The sequence below is a fragment of the Mesorhizobium sp. M0208 genome, from assembly GCF_040322015.1.
Taxonomy (GTDB): domain Bacteria; phylum Pseudomonadota; class Alphaproteobacteria; order Rhizobiales; family Rhizobiaceae; genus Mesorhizobium.
Window position 1 is genome coordinate 169,480 of sequence record NZ_JAMYSP010000004.1, and the last position, 16,532, is coordinate 186,011.

Below are 16,532 nucleotides of genomic sequence, written 5' to 3' on the forward strand. Positions count from 1 at the left end.
TCGACGCGCTTGGCTCTTTTGTCTGTGCATGTCGTGGTCCCAAAACCGCTGCGCGCTTTTGGGCGACATGCACCTGTGATCGCCGATCATGGTTGATATTCGGTTGACGGCGCTCGACAGGAGCCGCGATTTTGCCGAAACAATGGCGGCAAATCGATGACATAGATCGAGCGCGCCGGGGGAACTCAAAATGCAGATCCTTTTGAAGTTCATCAAATGGCTGCTCGGCCTGGCTATGCTGGCCGCCGCGATACTCGCCGGCTGGCTGTATTTCGCGCCGCCGGAACTGATCCGCGTCGGTTCCGGCTATGCGGCCAAGATCGTCTGCTCGAACGTCTTCATCGCCGGGCGCGACGCCAACGACGTGCTCGCCGTCGATGTGCAGGCGCCGGGTCATCCGCTGCTGAAGCTGATGAGGGTGTCGGTGGACAAGGAGAAGGGAACGGTTTCGGCGGGCCTGTTCGGCGCGCTCGGCAAAAGTGTCGCGGTCGCTCGCGAGGGGCTCGGCTGCGCCTCGGTTCCCGACGGGGATATTGCCGCCGCCAAGGCTATCGCCGGCGCTCCACCGACGCCGGCGCCGCTGCCCGATGCGATGTGGCCGGAAGGCGACGATGTCGGTGCCTCCCAGGATCTCGAGGTCGTGAAGGTCCTCGACGATCCAGCAATGACCGGCGCCGGGATGCGGGCGGTGGTGGTGGTCAAGAGCGGCCGCATCGTCGCTGAGCGCTATGGCGACGGCTTTTCCGAGAAGACGCCACTATTGGGCTGGTCGATGACCAAGACGGTGAATGCGGCGATCGTCGGCACGCTGGTGAAGGGCGGCAAGCTGGCGATGACCAACCAGGGCCTGTTCGGTCCCTGGAAGGGAGATGGCCGCGCCATGATCAGCCTCGCCGACATGATGGCGATGTCGAGCGGGCTGGAATTCAACGAGGATTATGGCGACGTCGCCGATGTGACGCGTATGCTCTATCTCGAACCGGACATGGCGGGCTTTGCCGGATCCAAGCCGCTGACCGGCGAGGTCGGCAGGGTGTTTTCCTATTCGAGCGGCACGGCGGTGATGCTGTCCCGATTGTGGCAGGACGCGATCGGCGACAAGGACAAGGCGCTGGCCTGGCCGAGGGCCGCGCTGTTCGATCCGCTCGGCATGCACAGCGCGGTGCTTGAAGCCGACGAGCACGGCACCTTCGTCGGCTCGTCCTATCTCTATGCCACGGCACGCGATTGGGCGCGCTTCGGCCAGTTCCTGCTGCAGGGCGGCGTCTGGAACGGCAAAGAGATACTGCCCGCCGGCTTCGTCGACTGGATGCGGGAACCGGCAACTGCCTCGAAGGTCTACGGCAAGGGGCAATTATGGATCGAAGGACCGGGCGACGAAGAAAACCCCGGCGCCGGCATTGCCGCCGGCCTGCCCAAGGACACCTATTGGATGGAGGGGCATGACGGGCAAACGGTCGCCATCGTCCCCTCGGAGCAGTTGGTTGTGGTGCGGCTCGGCCTGACGCCGGCCAGGCTCGGCTACCGGCCGCAGGCAATGGTGGCGGCGCTGGTCAAGGCGCTGCATTAGGCTGTATCGATATTCAGGTCAGGCCAAGTCGAAAACGGCGGTTTCCTGCGCTTGCGGCCTTCGCCGGCCAAAGCACTCATGAGCGGTCGTGGCAGTTAAGGCTACGGCCGGCGTAGGCCGGTGCTCACGTACCCAAAAGGACGCTCCGCTCCGGTTCTCGGAACCCCCGTTTTCGACTTGGCCTGACCTGAATCTCAACACATCCTGGCTATCGACCTGGGCCGATCACGGCGAGCCACGCATAGCCGCGACAAAGCGTTTGGAAACGGAAGCTTGCGCCGGTTCTTCCAGATTCCGAATCCAGAACCGCGCGCAACGATTCACGCGGCTCGACGTGGAATTTTTTCAGCCAGCCGCGCAACAGCGTGCGGAACCAGCTGGGCAAGGTTTCCTGCTGGCCAAAATCGACGACGTGCAGCGAGCCACCCGGTGACAGGGCAGCAAGTGCCGCAGACACCGTCTTCTCCCAGCCGGGAATCATCGACAGCGAATACGAGATAAAGACGCGGTCGAAACTTTTGACGCCGAACAGCGCCTTTGCGTCGAAATCAGTGGCGTCGCCGCGCGCCAGGGTGACGCGGCCGGAGAGGCCTTCGCGCGCGAGGGCGGCGGTGGCCGTCTCCAGCATCTCGGCCGAAATATCGAGGCCGAAGAAGCGCGCGCCGGGATAGCGGCGGGCAGCGAGGACAATGTTGCGGCCGGTGCCGCAGCCAAGCTCGAGCACCGTGCTGCCGGCCGGCACATCCAGTCCGGCGATAAGCCGGTCGCGGCCAAGCAGATAATATTTGCGGGTCAGGTCGTAGATATGACGCTGCCAGCGGTAGACACCGTCCATCAGTTCGGCATGGCTGGCCGGCAATTCGGTCGTGCTCATGCGGACCGCTTCACATAGAGATGGAAGCCGCCATAGATGGCCGAGCGATCGCAGGCCGAAAACTCGCGCGAGGCGTCGTTCTCGTAGCGCCACTGGTCGAGCAGCGAATTCGAGACGCGGCCGGGCAGCAGGCTGGGTTCCGCTGCGGTGCGGAAGATGACGCGGGCGCCTGTCGAGGCGGTTCGGGTGATCTCGGCCCACAACCCGTTGAGCTGGCCGTCGGTCATCCAGTCCTGTGCATCGAGCAGCACGAAGCGGTCGACCGAGCCGGCATCCTTGCCGGCAAGGAACTCGATCAGATTGGCGTGGTGGATGGCAACGCGATCGACATTGTTGCGGATCGTCTTGTAGTTGCGCTTTTCGAGGTAGGTGGGCAGGGCGGCTTCGCCCGGATTAGGGTAGCGGCGGGCGAAAGCCTGCCAGGCGAAATAATTGGTCTTCAGCGGAAAATCGCAGGCGAGCTTTTCCAGTCGTGCCTTCAGCACGCTGGCCATGGTGCCGTCACCCGAGGTGATCAGCGAATCGTACTGGGCCGGCGGAATGCCGAGGCCGAACAGCGAGGCTTTTCGCGAGGTCGCCCATTTCAGCAGCGGTTTTTCGAAGACCGGCGCCAGCTCTTCGTCGAAGAAGCGGCGCTGATCGGCGATGCTCTTGGCGTCCATGATGCCGGCCGGGTCGACGCCGAAGAATTTTGCGGTGCGGTGGCCCATGGCGATGAACAGGCCAAGCAGGCCGGTCTGGTAGAAATTGCGGTCGAAGACAGCGATGCGGCGACGACCGCGCCAGTTGCGGCGCTCCCAATAATGGCGGCTGACGGGGTCGAGATGCGGTGCGATGAAGCGATCATAGGCCTGCGAATTGTGCCCGGTCCCAGCCGCACCGAAGAAACGGAACAGGTCGCCCTGCGACGGCAGGTGACGCACCGCTGCGAGCTTCATGCGGTTCAGCGCAATATGCGCGGCGTTGAGGTCGACGGCATCGATCCTTTCTGGCGACCGGGTGAGATAGGAGAGGATGTTACAGCCGCCGGAGGCAATGGTGACGATGCGGTGGCCCTTGCCGAGTTGCATCGCGTCCATGTCGATTTCGGGGTCTTCCCAGATCTGCGGGTAGACAAGGCCGGAGAACAGGAAGGCGAACAAGCGCTCGGAGATGCCAGCTTTCGACAGCGGGCGGTTCTGGTAGACGGCCTTGCCGACCTCCTTGCCGCGGCGAAAAACCAGTTCCCCAGAAATGTCCGTCATGGCAACGCGATTCCCCGTTTGCTTTGCCGCAAGCGGGTAACGCAGGTGGATGACAGGCCGGTGACAACCTGTTGAAGCGAGTTCAGGCCTCGCCAAATCCGCCTGCGGTGGGTGTCGTCACAATGACTGCCTCGCCGGCGTCGAGCACTGTTTGATCGCAGGCTTTCAGCGTCTCGATCGCGCCGGTCTTGCGGCGGACCTTGGTCGAACCGGTCTCGCCATCACCGCCGCCGTCCAGCCCCCGCGGCGGGTGGCTGCGATGCGAGGACAGGATCGCGCATTCCATCTTTTCGAGGAAGCGGATGATGCGCTTGGTGCCGTCGCCGGCATTCCATTTGCCTTTGCCGCCGGAGCCTTCGCGGATATGGAAATCCTCGAGCAATACCGGGAAACGCAGTTCCAGCACTTCCGGATCGGTCAGGCGCGAATTGGTCATATGGGTGTGGACGCCGGAGGTGCCGGCAAAGCCGCGTCCGTCGTTCATCCGGCCGGCCGGCGAGCCCGAGCAGATCGTCTCGTAATACTGGTACTGCTTGTTGCCGAAGGTGAGATTGTTCATCGTGCCTTGCGCATTGGCCATCGCCTTCATGGCGCCGAACAGCGCGTTGGTGACATGTTGCGAGGTCTCGACATTACCGGCCACGACTGCCGCGGGATAGGTGGGCCTAAGCATCGAGCCGTCGGGAATGATGATGTTGATCGGCCGCAGACATCCGGCATTCATCGGGATGTTGTCTTCGACCATGACGCGGAAGGCATAAAGCACCGCGGCTCGGGCGACCGGCTCTGGCGCATTGAAATTGTTCTTCATGACCGGCGACGTGCCGGTGAAGTCGACGGTGGCTTCGCGCTTCCGCCGGTCGATAGTGATCTTCACTGTGATCTTTTGCCCGGTGTCGGTCGGATATTCGTATTCGGAACTGTCGGGCAGCCGCTCCAGCACGCGGCGCACGCTTTCGGCGGCATTGTCCTGAACATGGCCCATGTAGGCTTCGACCACATCGAGGCCGAAATGCGCGACCATCTTGCGCAGCTCGGCGACGCCCTTTTCGTTCGCGGCGATCTGCGCCTTGAGGTCGGCGATGTTCTGGTGCGGATTGCGCGCCGGGTAGGGGTGGTCGGTGAGCAGCGTCTCCAGGTCCTTCTCGCGGAACCGGCCGCGATCGACGATGCGGAAATTGTCAAACAGCACGCCTTCCTCGTCGACGGTGGTGGCAAGCGGCGTCATCGACCCGGGCGCGGTGCCCCCGATGTCGGCGTGGTGGCCACGCGAGGCGACGTAGAAGAGGATGAGGGGTTCCTCCCCCTTTGAGGGGGAGGTGCCGCCGAAGGCGGCGGAGGAGGTCGCCGCGGCAGTGCTCGACACTCTTGTGGTGCCTCCTGAGATGACCCCACCGGGCCGCTCCGCGGCCATCCTCCCCTCAAGCGGGAGGGAAAAAACAGGCGTCACCACGGTGATATCAGGCAGATGCGTGCCGCCATTGTAAGGCGCGTTCAGCGCAAAGACGTCGCCGGGGTGAATGTCGCCGGCATTGAGCCGGATGATGGTCTCCACCGAGCGATCCATGGAACCGAGATGCACCGGCATGTGCGGTGCATTGGCGACCAGCGCGCCGTTCCGGTCGAAGACGGCGCAGGAGAAATCAAGCCGCTCCTTGATGTTGACGGAATAGGCAGTGTTTTGCAGCGTTACGCCCATCTGTTCGGCGATCGACATGAACAGGTTGTTGAAGACCTCCAGCATCACTGGATCGGCTTCGGTGCCGAGTGCGGCGTGCCGGCGCTTCTTCTCGACGCGCCGCATCAATACGTGGTCCTTGGCGGTGATCTCGGCCTGCCAGCCCGGCTCGACGACAATGGTCTGGTTCGGCTCGATGATCAAAGCAGGGCCGGCGATCTTGTTACCAGGCTTCAGCGTTTCGCGAGGGAAGATGCCAGCGTCGCGCCAGACGCCGTCGACAAAGATTTTCCGGTTCCCGGAAGGACTTGCGGCCATATCTGCAACAACTGAATCGCTTTCATCGCGGCCGGTGCCGCCGGTATCGGTACCTTCGACGCCGATCGATTCGACGATCATCGGCTTGTCGTCGTAGACAAAGCCGAACTGCGCCTTGTGCGCCGATTCGAAGTCCGTCTTGGCTTGCGCGATCGAGCCGTGACCAAAGTTCACAGGCAGCGCGGTATCGGTGCCGTCATAGCGGACCTGCAGCACCGGCTTCGAGGCGACCGCGTCTTCGGCGATGCCTTGTGCGGCGAGTTCGTCGATGACGGCTTTGCGCAGCGTTGCGATGAGTTCATCGATCGCCGCCCCGGAGTCCTCCACCAGCGGCTTCAGCAGCGCCTGCTGGCGTGACGCAAATACAGAGGACAGGCCGATGCCGTATGCCGATAGCAGGCCGGAGAACGGATGGATCAGCACCGCCTCCATGCCCAGCGCATCGGCAACCAGGCAAGCGTGCTGGCCGCCGGCGCCGCCGAAACAGTTCAGGAGGTATTCGGTGACGTCGTAGCCGCGCTGCACGGAAATCTTCTTGATGGCGTTGGCCATGTTTTCGACGGCGACGGTGACGAACCCCTCCGCGACGGCTTCCGGCGAGCGGCCGTCGCCGATCTCGGCGGCAAGCGCGGTGAATTTTTCGCGAACCGTCTGCACGTCGAGCGGTTCGTCCTGCCCTGGTCCAAAAATAGCCGGGAAGAACTCGGGCTGCAGCTTGCCCAGCATGACATTGGCGTCAGTGACGGCCAACGGGCCCCCGCGCCTATAGGCGGCCGGGCCGGGGTTGGCGCCGGCCGAATCCGGCCCGGCGCGAAAGCGGCCGGCCTCGTAATGCAGGATCGAGCCGCCGCCGGCGGCGACGGTGTGGATGCGCATCATCGGCGCACGGATGCGCACGCCGGCGACCTCGGTGTCGAAGGCGCGCTCGTAGTCGCCATCATAGTGGGCGACATCGGTGGAGGTGCCGCCCATGTCGAAGCCGATGACCTTGCCGAAACCGGCGAGTTTTGCCGTCTCGACCATGCCGACGACGCCGCCGGCCGGGCCGGATAACAGCGCGTCCTTGCCTTGGAACATGTCGGCGGCGGTGAGGCCGCCCGACGACATCATGAACATGAGGCGAGGGCTTTCCCTCCCCCCCGAGGGGAGGGTGGCGGCGAAGCCGCCGGGTGGGGTCGTTGCGGCAGTGCTCAACGTTCTGGCGGTGCCTTCTGAGATGACCCCCTCTGGCCGCTGCGCGGCCATCTCCCCCTCGAGGGGGGAGAGGACGCCGAGCTCCTTCGCCACCTTCTGCACATATCTTGACAGAATGGGCGACAGGTAGGCGTCGACCACCGTGGTGTCGCCGCGGCCGACCAGCTTGATCAGCGGCGAGACCTCGTGGCTGACCGAGACCTGGGAGAATCCGAGCTTTCGACAGACTTTGGCGACGGCCTTTTCGTGCTCGGGGTGTTTCCAGGCATGCATGAAGACGATCGCGACCGCATCGATGCCGTCCGCCTTGGCTTGCTCAATAGCCGGGCGTACGGAAGCAATGTCGAGCAGGCGCTCGATACTGCCGTCGGCGCGAACCCGTTCGTCGATTTCGACGACACGCTCATAGAGCTGTTCGGGAAGGATGATCTGCTTGGCAAAGATATCGGGCCTGGCCTGATAGGCGATCCTCAGCGCATCGCGGAAGCCTTTGGTGATGAGCAGCAGCACGCGGTCGCCTTTGCGCTCGAGAAGCGCATTGGTGGCGACCGTGGTGCCCATCTTGACATCGCCGATCAGCGCGGAGGGGATCGGGGCGCCGGGCTGGACGCCGAGCAGTTCGCGAATGCCCTGGATGGCTGCATCGGCATAGGCTTCGGGATTTTCCGAAAGGAGTTTCCTTGGATGCAGCCCGCCTTGCGGGTCCCGGCCGATGACGTCGGTGAAGGTACCGCCGCGGTCGATCCAGAAATCCCATTTTGCGGTCATGGCAGCGCCTCCGGGCATTTTCATTTAGGCATCCTGTTAGTGCTCAACGCTTTGTACTGCCAAGCGCTTGATGTTACACGCGGAAACGCAACGTTACGAAACTCATCATGCGCTGATGCATTGTGCCCTCGATCGTCGCCGGCAACGGTGGCGTGATTAGAGGAGAGATAATCATGAAGAAACTCATTCTTGCGTCGGTCTCGGCGCTTGCCTTGCTTGGCGTTGCGGCCTGCAGCGACAGCGGCACCGACAACACCACGACGCAGAGCACCAACCCGCCGGCATCCGACCAGACGATGAAGCCGGCTGCTCCTGACGCCAACAAGCCTGCCGAGCCGGCTCCGGCTCCGGCACCTGCGCCGGCTGCCCCGGCGCAGTAGTCAACGTGACAACCAAGAAAGGCCGGCCTCACACGCCGGCCTTTCTGCTGCTTACGATACCCGCGCATTGTGGCCGAGTGCGACGACGCGGGTTTGCGTGCAGCGGTTTCCGTCTGCCGATTTCCATGGGCAAGCACTAGCGCTAGCCGTCTCAGGCATTCCGCCAAATCGATTGGGCCAGCCCTGCGGCACTGTCTTGGCTTGATAGCGATGGGTGGTTGGTCCTATGAAGCCCCCATGTCGATTTGGGACCGCCTCGGCGACTTCGTCACACGCGTTTCATCTTCAGCGTCGTCAGGCGTCGCCGAAGTGGTCGAAGCCGTGCGTACGGTTTTCTCCGGCGATGCCGATTTGCGCCGGCGTGTCGCCTTCTCGGTGGCGATGATCGCGCTTTCGGCCAAGATGGCCAAGGCCGACGGCATCGTCACGCAAGACGAGGTGCGCGCCTTCCAGGAAATATTCGAGGTGCCGAAGGAACAGAGGCGCAATGTGGCGCGGCTCTACGATTTGGCCAAACGCGACATTGCCGGTTTCGAAACCTATGCCGAGCGGATGGCGCAGCTTTGCGGTTCGGGCCATACCAACTGCCTGATGCTGGAGGATATACTCGACGGGCTGTTCCACATCGCCAAGGCCGACGGGCTGGTGCATGAGCGCGAGGGCCAATTCCTGCACCGGATCGCCGAGATCTTCCGCATCGATGAGGCGCATTACCAGAGCATCCTGGCGCGGCATGTCAATCTGGGTGCCGCCGACCCCTATGTCGTGCTCGGCATCGAGCGTGGGAAGCCGTTCGAGGAGGTCCGCAGGCGCTACCGCAAGCTGGTTTCCGACAATCATCCGGACCGGCTGATCGCACGCGGCCTGCCGCAGGAATTCATCAAGATCGCGACGACCAGGCTGGCGGCGATCAACGCGGCCTATGAAATGATCGAGCGAGGCCTGCGGCACGCATGAGCGGCTTTCCGCCCGACGAGCCGAGCGCCGAGGTCAGGGTATCGCCGAATTTCGGACCAAGACGCGGGATGCCCGGACCCGATATGATCGTGCTGCACTACACCGGCATGGCAACCGGGGCCGCTGCCGAGGCATGGCTGTGCGATCCGGCCAGCGAGGTGTCGTCGCACTATCTGGTCCATGAGGACGGCCGCATTGTTCAGATGGTGAGGGAAAGCGACCGCGCCTGGCATGCCGGCAAGAGCTCGTGGTTCGGACAGAGCGACATCAACTCCTGCTCGATCGGCATCGAGATCGTCAATCCGGGGCATACGCTCGGCTATCGCAACTTTCCAAAACCGCAGACCGACGCGGTGATCGGCCTGTGTGCCGGCATCGTCGAGCGCTATTCCATTCCGGCCCAGCGGGTGCTCGCCCATTCCGACGTGGCACCCGGGCGCAAGGTCGATCCGGGCGAGAAATTTCCATGGAAGACCTTGTTTGCCGCCGGCATCGGCCATGTTGTGCCGGCAGCACCGATCCGGCGCGGCGCCGTGCTGAGGCCAGGCGATACCGGCGCCGATATTGAGGCACTGCAGTCGATGCTGGCGCTTTATGGTTATGGCGTCGAGATCACCGGCGCTTTCGACCGGCAGACCGAAATCGTGGTCGAGGCATTTCAACGGCATTTCCGGCAGCGCTTGGTCGACGGCGTGGCTGACGGATCGACGATCCGCACGCTGGAAAGGCTGCTTGCTTCCGTAAGGATAGCCTCTCTCAAATAACCTTTTGCCAGATTAAAAGTTACAATCTGTTACTCAAAGTGACTTGCGTCGCCTTCTTTGGCGCCAATTCCGTCGTCAAAGGCGATCCGTACAGATTGTCGGACGTCTATCCCCCCAGATGTTCCGATGTTGATTGAGGGTATCTGCGCGAAGTTCTTTGTGCGGATCAAACAGAACAGGATCACATGCAGAAATTGACCGTTTTAACGGCAGCCATTGCTGCCGGCGTAATGACTTTTGCCTTCAGTGCGGCAAACAGCGCACCGCTGAGCCAGCGGGCCGATCAGGGCTTCAGTGCCGCAGCCGGCAAAACCGCCATGCCGAAGGGTGGTGCAAAAGTAGAGAAGACCGCCATCGCGAAAGTGGAAAAAGCGGCCGCGGTAAGGACGAAAAAGCCAGTCTCCGCGAAAAGGCCAACCGCTGCGAGAAAGACAATCGCCAAACAGCATGTGAAGCGTAACCGCAAACGCATCGACCGCATGGCAACGGCGTCAGTCGCTCCGAAGAGCAGGCCAGCGCCCCAGGCGGCGGTTGTCGGCGACAGCGGACAGTATTCGGCGATCATTGCGCGTTATGCCGCCAGCTATGGCGTGCCGGTGTCGCTCGCCAATGCCGTCATCAAGATCGAAAGCAACTACCAGCCGAACCAGGTCGGCAGCGCTGGCGAGATCGGCCTGATGCAGATCAAGCCGGCGACGGCAAGAATGATGGGCTATAGCGGTTCGGTTCAGGGTCTCTACGATCCCGATACCAACATCAAATACGGCATGAAGTACCTTGCCATGGCGCGGGATCTCGGCGGCGGCACGACCTGCGGCACGATCCTGAAATACAATGCCGGCCACGCCGCCACACGGATGAACCCGGTGTCCGCAGCCTATTGCGGCAAGGTCAAGGTGCAACTGGCAGCGCTTGGAGCGCCCGCCTGACAAGGGATAACTTGCTTTTTCGTTTGCGTTTTTGGGCCCGAACCCCTTTATACGCCTTGCCAGCTGGCCGGGCGGCCGCACCCGCGAAGCCGAAAGGCTGCGGGTGAGGAAAGTCCGGGCTCCATGGAGACACGGTGCCGGTTAATGGCCGGCGGGGGCGACCCCAGGGAAAGTGCCACAGAAAGCAAACCGCCACGATCCAATCGTGGCAAGGGTGAAAGGGTGGGGTAAGAGCCCACCGCGCGACTGGCAACAGGAGCGGCACGGTAAACCCCACCGGGAGCAAGACCGAATAGGGACGGTGCGAGGGGAAACCCTCGAGGGCTGTTTCCGGCTCACCGTCCGGGTAGGTTGCGTGAGGCGCATGGCAACATGCGCCCAAGATGAATGGCCGCCGCGTTCTCGCCCCGCAAGGGGCGAGGGCCATACAGAACCCGGCTTACAGGCCAGCTGGCAGTTTTCTACCCATGTCGCGCAAGACAGCGAGGCTGCGGCCGATCGGTTGCTCGATCAAATCGAAGCCCGCTGGCAGCAAGTGGCCACTTATCCCTTCTCAGCTGCGCCGCGCGAAGACATCGCGCCCGGCATCCGTCACCTGATCGTCGGCGAATACCTCACCCTGTATCGTGTCGTCGAAGAGGCGACCGAAATCGTTCGCATCCTCCACGGCCGGCGCAAGATCGACGCCGGCTCAGCCACCGATTGCATCTAGCGACGCCTCGATCGCTTGCCAAAGCTCTTCCACCGGCTCGCAGCCGACCGACAGGCGAACGAAGCCGGGCGGAACGGCATCTCCCCTTTTTGATCGCCGTTCGGCCGAGGTGTGCACGCCGCCGAACGATGTCGCGGCCTGCATCAAGGCGCAATTGTTGATGAAATCCTCGGCCTTGTCCTCCGAGGCGAGCACGAACGAGATGAGAAAGCCGAAGCGCTCCATCTGGGCGCGGGCAAGATTGTGCGATGGGTCGCTCTCCAGTCCCGGAAAGCGCAAGCCGCTGATCGCGCGATGGTTTTTCAGCTGTCGCGCTATCATTTCGGCGGAAGTGCACATGCGGTCGAAGCGCACGTCCAGCGTTTCGAGACCGCGATGCACCAGCCATGCCTCGAACGGCCCGGGGATGGCGCCCGACGTCTCGCGCCAGTCTGTCACCCTCGAGATAATGTCCGCGTCGCGGCTGGCGACATGGCCGAACAGCACATCGGAATGGCCGTTTGGTGCCTTGGTGTCGGCAGCAATGACGATATCGGCGCCGAGATCGAGCGGGCGCTGGCCGAAAGGTGTCATCGTCGTGTTGTCGACCACAAGCACCGCACCCGCTCTATGCACGGCTTCGGCGACGGCTGCGATGTCGCATATGTCCAGGCCTGGGTTGGCGGGTGTTTCGACGAAGGCAAGCCGATAGCCGTCGAAGCCGCCTTCGAGGAAGCTCGACGTCGGCCGGACATCGTAGGCAACGCCGAAGGATTTCAGAAAACGGTCTGCCAGCGCTCGCGTCGTATGATAACCGTCGGACGGCAGCAGGATACGGTCGCCGGCTTTGAGCAGGCCGAAAAATACCGCCGAGATGGCAGCCATTCCCGAGGGAAAGGCGACGCATGGGGCGTCTTCCAAATGCGCCAGCATCTGCTCGACCGCATCCCAGGTCGGATTGCTGAAGCGGCCATATTGATCGAAGCCGGTGGCGTCGCCGGGCGCATGAAAGATGGCGGCCATGGTCAGGGGCAAGGGGATCGGGTCGCCCTTGGCCAGCCCGCCGCGGCGCAGATGGGGAAGTGCTGCGGCGCGTGACTTGGCTGTATCGGACATGATTTCAAACCTCGTTACTGACCGGAAAAGGAGATGCCGAGGCTATGCGCGGCAGCGATCCGCAGCAAGTCGGCTCCGGTGGGCCACACGGCTCTAAACGCTTCGTTAGGCTTAATAGACGATAAAGACGGGAGTGCCGTCAAAGCTGCTCTCCCCAGTTGTGGCAGGCGCGTTTTGAAGACTGTTCCCGTTGACGCCCATAACACCCCATGATATCCCATTCCGATACTCAAGCCTTCGTTCCGTGTCAGGGTGAAGCGTACGCCAATCGGGCAGCCGCGGCGGCTGCGCGTTTGCCTGCGTTCGCCCGTCATAACGAAGTGGGTTTTGGACGCCGACCGGGCTGGGGCGGCGCGGACAGGAAGATGCAGAGGGGTGCGGCGGCGCAAGCGGCCGTAACGCGTAATGGACCGGTTTCTGTCGAACGCGGTGAACAGGATCGATGCGAAGGGACGGGTGTCCGTGCCGGCGCATTTCCGTGCCGTTGTGCAGAAACGCGGCTATTCGGAACTTTATGCGCTACGCTGCCTGGATCGCCCGGCGATGGATGTCGGTGGGCTCGACCTGCTCGATCGCTACGAGCAGCGCATCGCCCAGGAAGACCCGTTCCTGCAGACGGCGGACGACATGTCGTTCTTCTGCCATGGCGATGGAACGTTTCTGAAGCTCGACCGGGACGGCCGTATCACGATGACCGATTTCATTCGCGAGCATACCGGCATTTCAGCGGAAGTGGCCTTCGTTGGCCGCGGCAATTTCTTTCAGATCTGGGAGCCCGGACGGCTCAGCGCCTATGGGACGGAAACACGCGCCCGGCTTTTGCGGCTTCGGCAGGGGACGAAGCCCGGGGAGCGGCCGGAATGATGGCGGGCGACGGCGATGAAGTTCATGCCGCTGGCGGACCAGCCCGCCACATTCCGGTCCTCCTTGCCGAAGTTCTGGAGGTGCTGGCCCCGACAAAAGGCGAGGTGATCGTCGACGGCACGTTCGGTGCCGGCGGCTACACCAAGGCCATTCTGGCAAGCGGAGCCTCGGTCGTCGCCATCGACCGCGATCCGGATGCGATCGCGGCGGGGCGGGCCCTTGAACAGCAGTCCGGCGGCAAGCTCAGGCTTGTCCAGGCACCGTTCTCGACGCTCGACGAGCAGGTTGAAAGTGCCGATGGCGTCGTGCTCGACATCGGCATCTCCTCCATGCAGATCGACCAGCCGGAGCGCGGCTTTTCGTTCCGGGCCGATGGACCGCTCGACATGCGCATGGCGCAGGCGGGCCTGAGCGCCGCCGACGTCGTCAACACCTTCAAGGTGGGCGATCTCGCCCGCATCTTCGGTTTTCTTGGCGAGGAACGCCATGCCGGGCGCATCGCCCGCATGATCGAAAGCCGTCGCGAAAAACGCCCCTTCGAGCGCACGCTCGACCTTGCCGATGCCATCGAGACGCATATCGGTCGCGCGCCGAAAGACAAGATCCATCCGGCCACCCGCGTTTTCCAGGCGCTGCGCATCTTCGTCAATGACGAACTCGGCGAACTGGCCAAGGCGCTGTTTGCCGCCGAGCGCGTGCTGAAACCGGGCGGGCGGCTTGCCGTGGTGACCTTCCATTCCCTGGAGGACCGCATTGTCAAGCGCTTCATCGCCGACAGAGCCGATTCAGCGACCGGATCGCGGCATCTGCCCGAGGCCCAGGCGCGCACCGCCACCTTCACCAAGAAGGGCGGCGGCGTGACGCCTGGCGATGCCGAGATATCAGCAAATCCGCGGGCGCGCTCGGCAAGGCTGCGCGCTGCGATCCGTACAGAGGCGCCGGCGCGTGCCGGCGATTTTTCGATTTTCGGCCTGCCAAAACTGCCTGGCCCAAAGCTTCCCGGCGCCGATCGACCGGGAGAGAGGTGAGCACGTGTTTCGTACCAGCGACATAGTCCTGATCGCCGTCATGGTTTCGGCGGCTGCCCTGACCTACAAGACCAAGCGCGAGGCCGAGGAGCAACTGGCGGCAGTGCACAAGATCCAGGCGCAGATCCGTTATGAAGAGGACACGATCGACCTGCTCAAGGCGGACTGGAGCCTGCTTACCCAGCCGTCGCGCCTGCAAAAGCTCACCGAAATCTACAAATCGCAACTCGGACTCGAGCCGGTCAATGCGCGGCAGATCGTCGGGCTGGACGATCTGCCGGCGAAGCCCGTCAACATCGAGGACCTTTCATCGCAGCGGCTGGGCGGCATGGCCGATGTCGGCGGCAAGGATCCCGTGGTGACCGGAGGCATCATCCAATGATCAGTGGATTTCCAATCGCCGCCAGATTTCCAAAGGTTGGGAGGCTGCTGAAGCGCGGTTCGAAGCCCGGTGCGGGCGGATCGATCGTGGTCGAAGGCGCCCGCAAGGCGACCGGTGGCAAGGGAAGGACCCGCATCGTCATGACGATGGCGGTGTTCTTCGGCATCTATTCTACCATTGCCGGGCGGTTGGTCTATCTGGGTTTCCAGAATCCCGACCTGTCGGGCGGCCCGCAGAGCCGGGTGACGGCATCGCGACCCGACATCGTCGACCGTAACGGCGAAGTGCTGGCGACCGACATCAAGACGGCGTCGCTGTTTGCTGAGCCGCGCCGCATCGTCGATGCCGACGAGGCGATCGAAAAACTGTCGACGGTGCTTCCCGAGATCGACTACGAGCAGACATACAACAAGCTGAAGAGCGGCGCCGGCTTCGTCTGGCTGCAGCGGCAACTGACGCCGAAGCAGCAGGCCGACATCATGCAGCTCGGCATCCCCGGCTTCGGCTTCCGCACCGAAAAGCGCCGGTTCTATCCGGCCGGCGAAACCTCGTCCTACATTGTCGGCCTCACCAACATCGACAATCAGGGCATCTCCGGCATGGAGAAATACATAGACGAACAAGGCTTGAGCGACCTTCAGGCGTCGGGCCTGGCGGTGGCCAAGGATTTGAAACCGGTGCAGCTCTCGATCGACCTGCGCGTCCAGCATGTCGTGCGCGACGAGGTCGCCACCGGCATGGAAAAGTACGACGCGATCGCGGCGGGCGCCGTCGTGCTCAACGTCAAGACCGGCGAGGTGCTGGCGATGGCCTCCGTTCCGGATTTCGATCCGAACAACCCCTATAATGCGCAGGACAAGGACCGGCTCAACCGAATGTCCGCAGGCCTCTACGAAATGGGGTCGACCTTCAAGAGCTTCACCACCGCCATGGCGCTCGATTCCGGCAAGATAACGCTGCAAAGCCGCTTCGACGCGTCGCGCCCGATCAGGATCGGCCATCAAACCATCCATGATTTCCATGCCAAGGGCCGGATACTGTCAGTTCCGGAAGTGTTCATCTACTCGTCCAATATCGGTTCTGCCAAGGAAGCCGAAGCGGTTGGCATCGACGGACACCGCGAATTCCTGCATCGCCTGGGAATCCTCGAGAAGATGCAGACCGAACTGCCGGAAGTCGCTCGGCCGACCGAGCCCAAGGTCTGGAAGCAGGTCAATTCGATCACCATCGCCTTCGGCCACGGCGTGTCGACGACTCCGCTACAGACAGCGGTCGGCTGCGCCGCGCTGATGAATGGCGGCTATCTGATGGACCCAACCTTCCTGCCTCGCACGCAGGAGCAGGCGATGGCGGTGGCCAAGAAAGTGGTCAGCGACAAGACGGTCGAGGGCATGCGCTATCTCTATGCACTCAATGCCGAAAAGGGATCCGGTCGCAATGCACGGGTGCCAGGATACCGGGTGGGCGGCAAGACGGGAACGGCGGAGAAGGTCGTCAACGGCCGCTACTCGAGGGAAAAGAATTTCAACGCCTTCGTTGCAGCTTTCCCGATGGACGATCCGCAATACATAGTGCTTACGATCGCCGACGAACCGAAGCCGGAAAAGCCCGGCATGGGTGCTACGGCCGCCTCGAACGCGGGCATCATGGCTGCAAACATCATCCGACGTGCGGCTTCCATGCTTGGCGTGAAGCCAGATTTCAGCCATGAAAATGGTGCAACGCTGGTTTCCTATCAGTGATTCTTCGGGCGCGCCGGCAACTGCGCGCTATTT

13 protein-coding genes, 1 other RNA gene and 1 pseudogene are annotated in these 16,532 nt (G+C 62.8%); 11 read left to right on the forward strand and 4 right to left on the reverse strand.

Features of this window, described 5'->3' with window-relative positions; genetic code table 11:
* Positions 1 to 190: 190 nt before the first annotated feature.
* Positions 191 to 1,570, forward strand: a complete 1,380-nt coding sequence (locus NKJ17_RS06450; RefSeq protein ID WP_352505586.1) for a serine hydrolase domain-containing protein — start codon at positions 191 to 193, stop codon at positions 1,568 to 1,570.
* Positions 1,571 to 1,778: 208 nt separating this feature from the next.
* Here the strand turns inward: NKJ17_RS06450 and NKJ17_RS06455 are convergent, their stop codons facing one another.
* The 3 genes from NKJ17_RS06455 to NKJ17_RS06465 form a co-directional block, all read right to left on the reverse strand.
* The gene (locus NKJ17_RS06455; RefSeq protein WP_352505587.1) at positions 1,779 to 2,444 is read right to left on the reverse strand and encodes a class I SAM-dependent methyltransferase; all 666 of its coding nucleotides are present in this window, start codon (positions 2,442 to 2,444) and stop codon (positions 1,779 to 1,781) included.
* Positions 2,441 to 3,688, reverse strand: a complete 1,248-nt coding sequence (locus tag NKJ17_RS06460) for a BtaA family protein (protein WP_352505588.1) — start codon at positions 3,686 to 3,688, stop codon at positions 2,441 to 2,443. Before NKJ17_RS06460 ends, NKJ17_RS06455 begins: the two co-directional genes overlap by 4 nt.
* 82 nt (positions 3,689 to 3,770) lie before the next feature.
* A complete protein-coding gene (locus NKJ17_RS06465) occupies positions 3,771 to 7,646 on the reverse strand; it encodes a hydantoinase B/oxoprolinase family protein (RefSeq protein WP_352687654.1) in 3,876 nt (1,291 codons plus the stop codon).
* A 173-nt stretch (positions 7,647 to 7,819) separates the two neighbouring features.
* On the opposite strand from NKJ17_RS06465, the gene NKJ17_RS06470 reads away from it, so the two are divergent.
* The 6 genes and pseudogenes from NKJ17_RS06470 to NKJ17_RS06495 all read left to right on the forward strand — a co-directional run.
* Complete coding sequence (locus NKJ17_RS06470; RefSeq protein WP_023721215.1) at positions 7,820 to 8,026, forward strand: hypothetical protein; 207 nt, start codon at positions 7,820 to 7,822, stop codon at positions 8,024 to 8,026.
* Between the two features lie 237 nt (positions 8,027 to 8,263).
* Positions 8,264 to 8,983, forward strand: coding sequence for a TerB family tellurite resistance protein (locus NKJ17_RS06475; RefSeq protein ID WP_352505589.1), 720 nt, complete (start codon positions 8,264 to 8,266; stop codon positions 8,981 to 8,983).
* Entirely contained in the window at positions 8,980 to 9,747 is a 768-nt protein-coding gene (locus NKJ17_RS06480) for an N-acetylmuramoyl-L-alanine amidase (RefSeq protein WP_352687558.1), read from the forward strand. The genes NKJ17_RS06475 and NKJ17_RS06480 overlap by 4 nt, the downstream gene beginning before the upstream one ends.
* Before the next feature lie 185 nt (positions 9,748 to 9,932).
* Positions 9,933 to 10,676, forward strand: coding sequence for a lytic transglycosylase domain-containing protein (locus NKJ17_RS06485; RefSeq protein WP_352687560.1), 744 nt, complete (start codon positions 9,933 to 9,935; stop codon positions 10,674 to 10,676).
* 59 nt (positions 10,677 to 10,735) lie between these two features.
* Positions 10,736 to 11,134, forward strand: an RNA gene (gene rnpB, locus NKJ17_RS06490) — RNase P RNA component class A.
* Between the two features lie 20 nt (positions 11,135 to 11,154).
* Positions 11,155 to 11,388, forward strand: a pseudogene (locus NKJ17_RS06495) (type II toxin-antitoxin system RelE/ParE family toxin); the annotation flags it as partial.
* Here NKJ17_RS06495 and NKJ17_RS06500 read toward each other — a convergent pair.
* Positions 11,368 to 12,483 (reverse strand): cystathionine gamma-lyase, encoded by a 1,116-nt coding sequence (locus NKJ17_RS06500; protein WP_352687562.1) that lies wholly within the window; start codon positions 12,481 to 12,483, stop codon positions 11,368 to 11,370. The pseudogene NKJ17_RS06495 and the gene NKJ17_RS06500 overlap by 21 nt on opposite strands.
* 405 nt (positions 12,484 to 12,888) lie before the next feature.
* Here NKJ17_RS06500 and mraZ point away from each other — a divergent pair, with 405 nt between their 5' ends.
* Genes mraZ through NKJ17_RS06520 form a run of 4 tightly spaced genes read left to right on the forward strand, consistent with a single transcriptional unit; the run spans position 12,889 to position 16,499 of the window.
* Positions 12,889 to 13,347: a division/cell wall cluster transcriptional repressor MraZ gene (gene mraZ, locus NKJ17_RS06505; protein WP_352687564.1), complete on the forward strand. Its 459-nt coding sequence runs from the start codon at positions 12,889 to 12,891 to the stop codon at positions 13,345 to 13,347.
* Positions 13,344 to 14,375, forward strand: a complete 1,032-nt coding sequence (gene rsmH / locus NKJ17_RS06510) for a 16S rRNA (cytosine(1402)-N(4))-methyltransferase RsmH (protein ID WP_352687566.1) — start codon at positions 13,344 to 13,346, stop codon at positions 14,373 to 14,375. The genes mraZ and rsmH overlap by 4 nt, the downstream gene beginning before the upstream one ends.
* A 4-nt stretch (positions 14,376 to 14,379) precedes the next feature.
* Positions 14,380 to 14,757 (forward strand): cell division protein FtsL, encoded by a 378-nt coding sequence (ftsL, locus tag NKJ17_RS06515; RefSeq protein WP_254818995.1) that lies wholly within the window; start codon positions 14,380 to 14,382, stop codon positions 14,755 to 14,757.
* Positions 14,754 to 16,499 carry a peptidoglycan D,D-transpeptidase FtsI family protein gene (locus tag NKJ17_RS06520; protein ID WP_352687568.1) on the forward strand — a complete coding sequence of 582 codons (1,746 nt, stop codon included), beginning with the start codon at positions 14,754 to 14,756 and terminating at the stop codon, positions 16,497 to 16,499. The genes ftsL and NKJ17_RS06520 overlap by 4 nt, the downstream gene beginning before the upstream one ends.
* Positions 16,500 to 16,532 lie beyond the last annotated feature (33 nt).

What these genes read in the sequence shown, in the direction of transcription:
- NKJ17_RS06465 (WP_352687654.1), bottom strand. Translation starts at nt 7,646, where the DNA reads ATGACCGCAAAATGGGATTTCTGGATCGACCGCGGCGGTACCTTCACC.
- NKJ17_RS06485 (WP_352687560.1), top strand. Translation starts at nt 9,933, where the DNA reads ATGCAGAAATTGACCGTTTTAACGGCAGCCATTGCTGCCGGCGTAATG.
- NKJ17_RS06480 (WP_352687558.1), top strand. Translation starts at nt 8,980, where the DNA reads ATGAGCGGCTTTCCGCCCGACGAGCCGAGCGCCGAGGTCAGGGTATCG.
- NKJ17_RS06450 (WP_352505586.1), top strand. Translation starts at nt 191, where the DNA reads ATGCAGATCCTTTTGAAGTTCATCAAATGGCTGCTCGGCCTGGCTATG.
- NKJ17_RS06500 (WP_352687562.1), bottom strand. Translation starts at nt 12,483, where the DNA reads ATGTCCGATACAGCCAAGTCACGCGCCGCAGCACTTCCCCATCTGCGC.
- NKJ17_RS06470 (WP_023721215.1), top strand. Translation starts at nt 7,820, where the DNA reads ATGAAGAAACTCATTCTTGCGTCGGTCTCGGCGCTTGCCTTGCTTGGC.
- rsmH (WP_352687566.1), top strand. Translation starts at nt 13,344, where the DNA reads ATGATGGCGGGCGACGGCGATGAAGTTCATGCCGCTGGCGGACCAGCC.
- NKJ17_RS06460 (WP_352505588.1), bottom strand. Translation starts at nt 3,688, where the DNA reads ATGACGGACATTTCTGGGGAACTGGTTTTTCGCCGCGGCAAGGAGGTC.
- NKJ17_RS06520 (WP_352687568.1), top strand. Translation starts at nt 14,754, where the DNA reads ATGATCAGTGGATTTCCAATCGCCGCCAGATTTCCAAAGGTTGGGAGG.
- mraZ (WP_352687564.1), top strand. Translation starts at nt 12,889, where the DNA reads ATGGACCGGTTTCTGTCGAACGCGGTGAACAGGATCGATGCGAAGGGA.
- NKJ17_RS06455 (WP_352505587.1), bottom strand. Translation starts at nt 2,444, where the DNA reads ATGAGCACGACCGAATTGCCGGCCAGCCATGCCGAACTGATGGACGGT.
- NKJ17_RS06475 (WP_352505589.1), top strand. Translation starts at nt 8,264, where the DNA reads ATGTCGATTTGGGACCGCCTCGGCGACTTCGTCACACGCGTTTCATCT.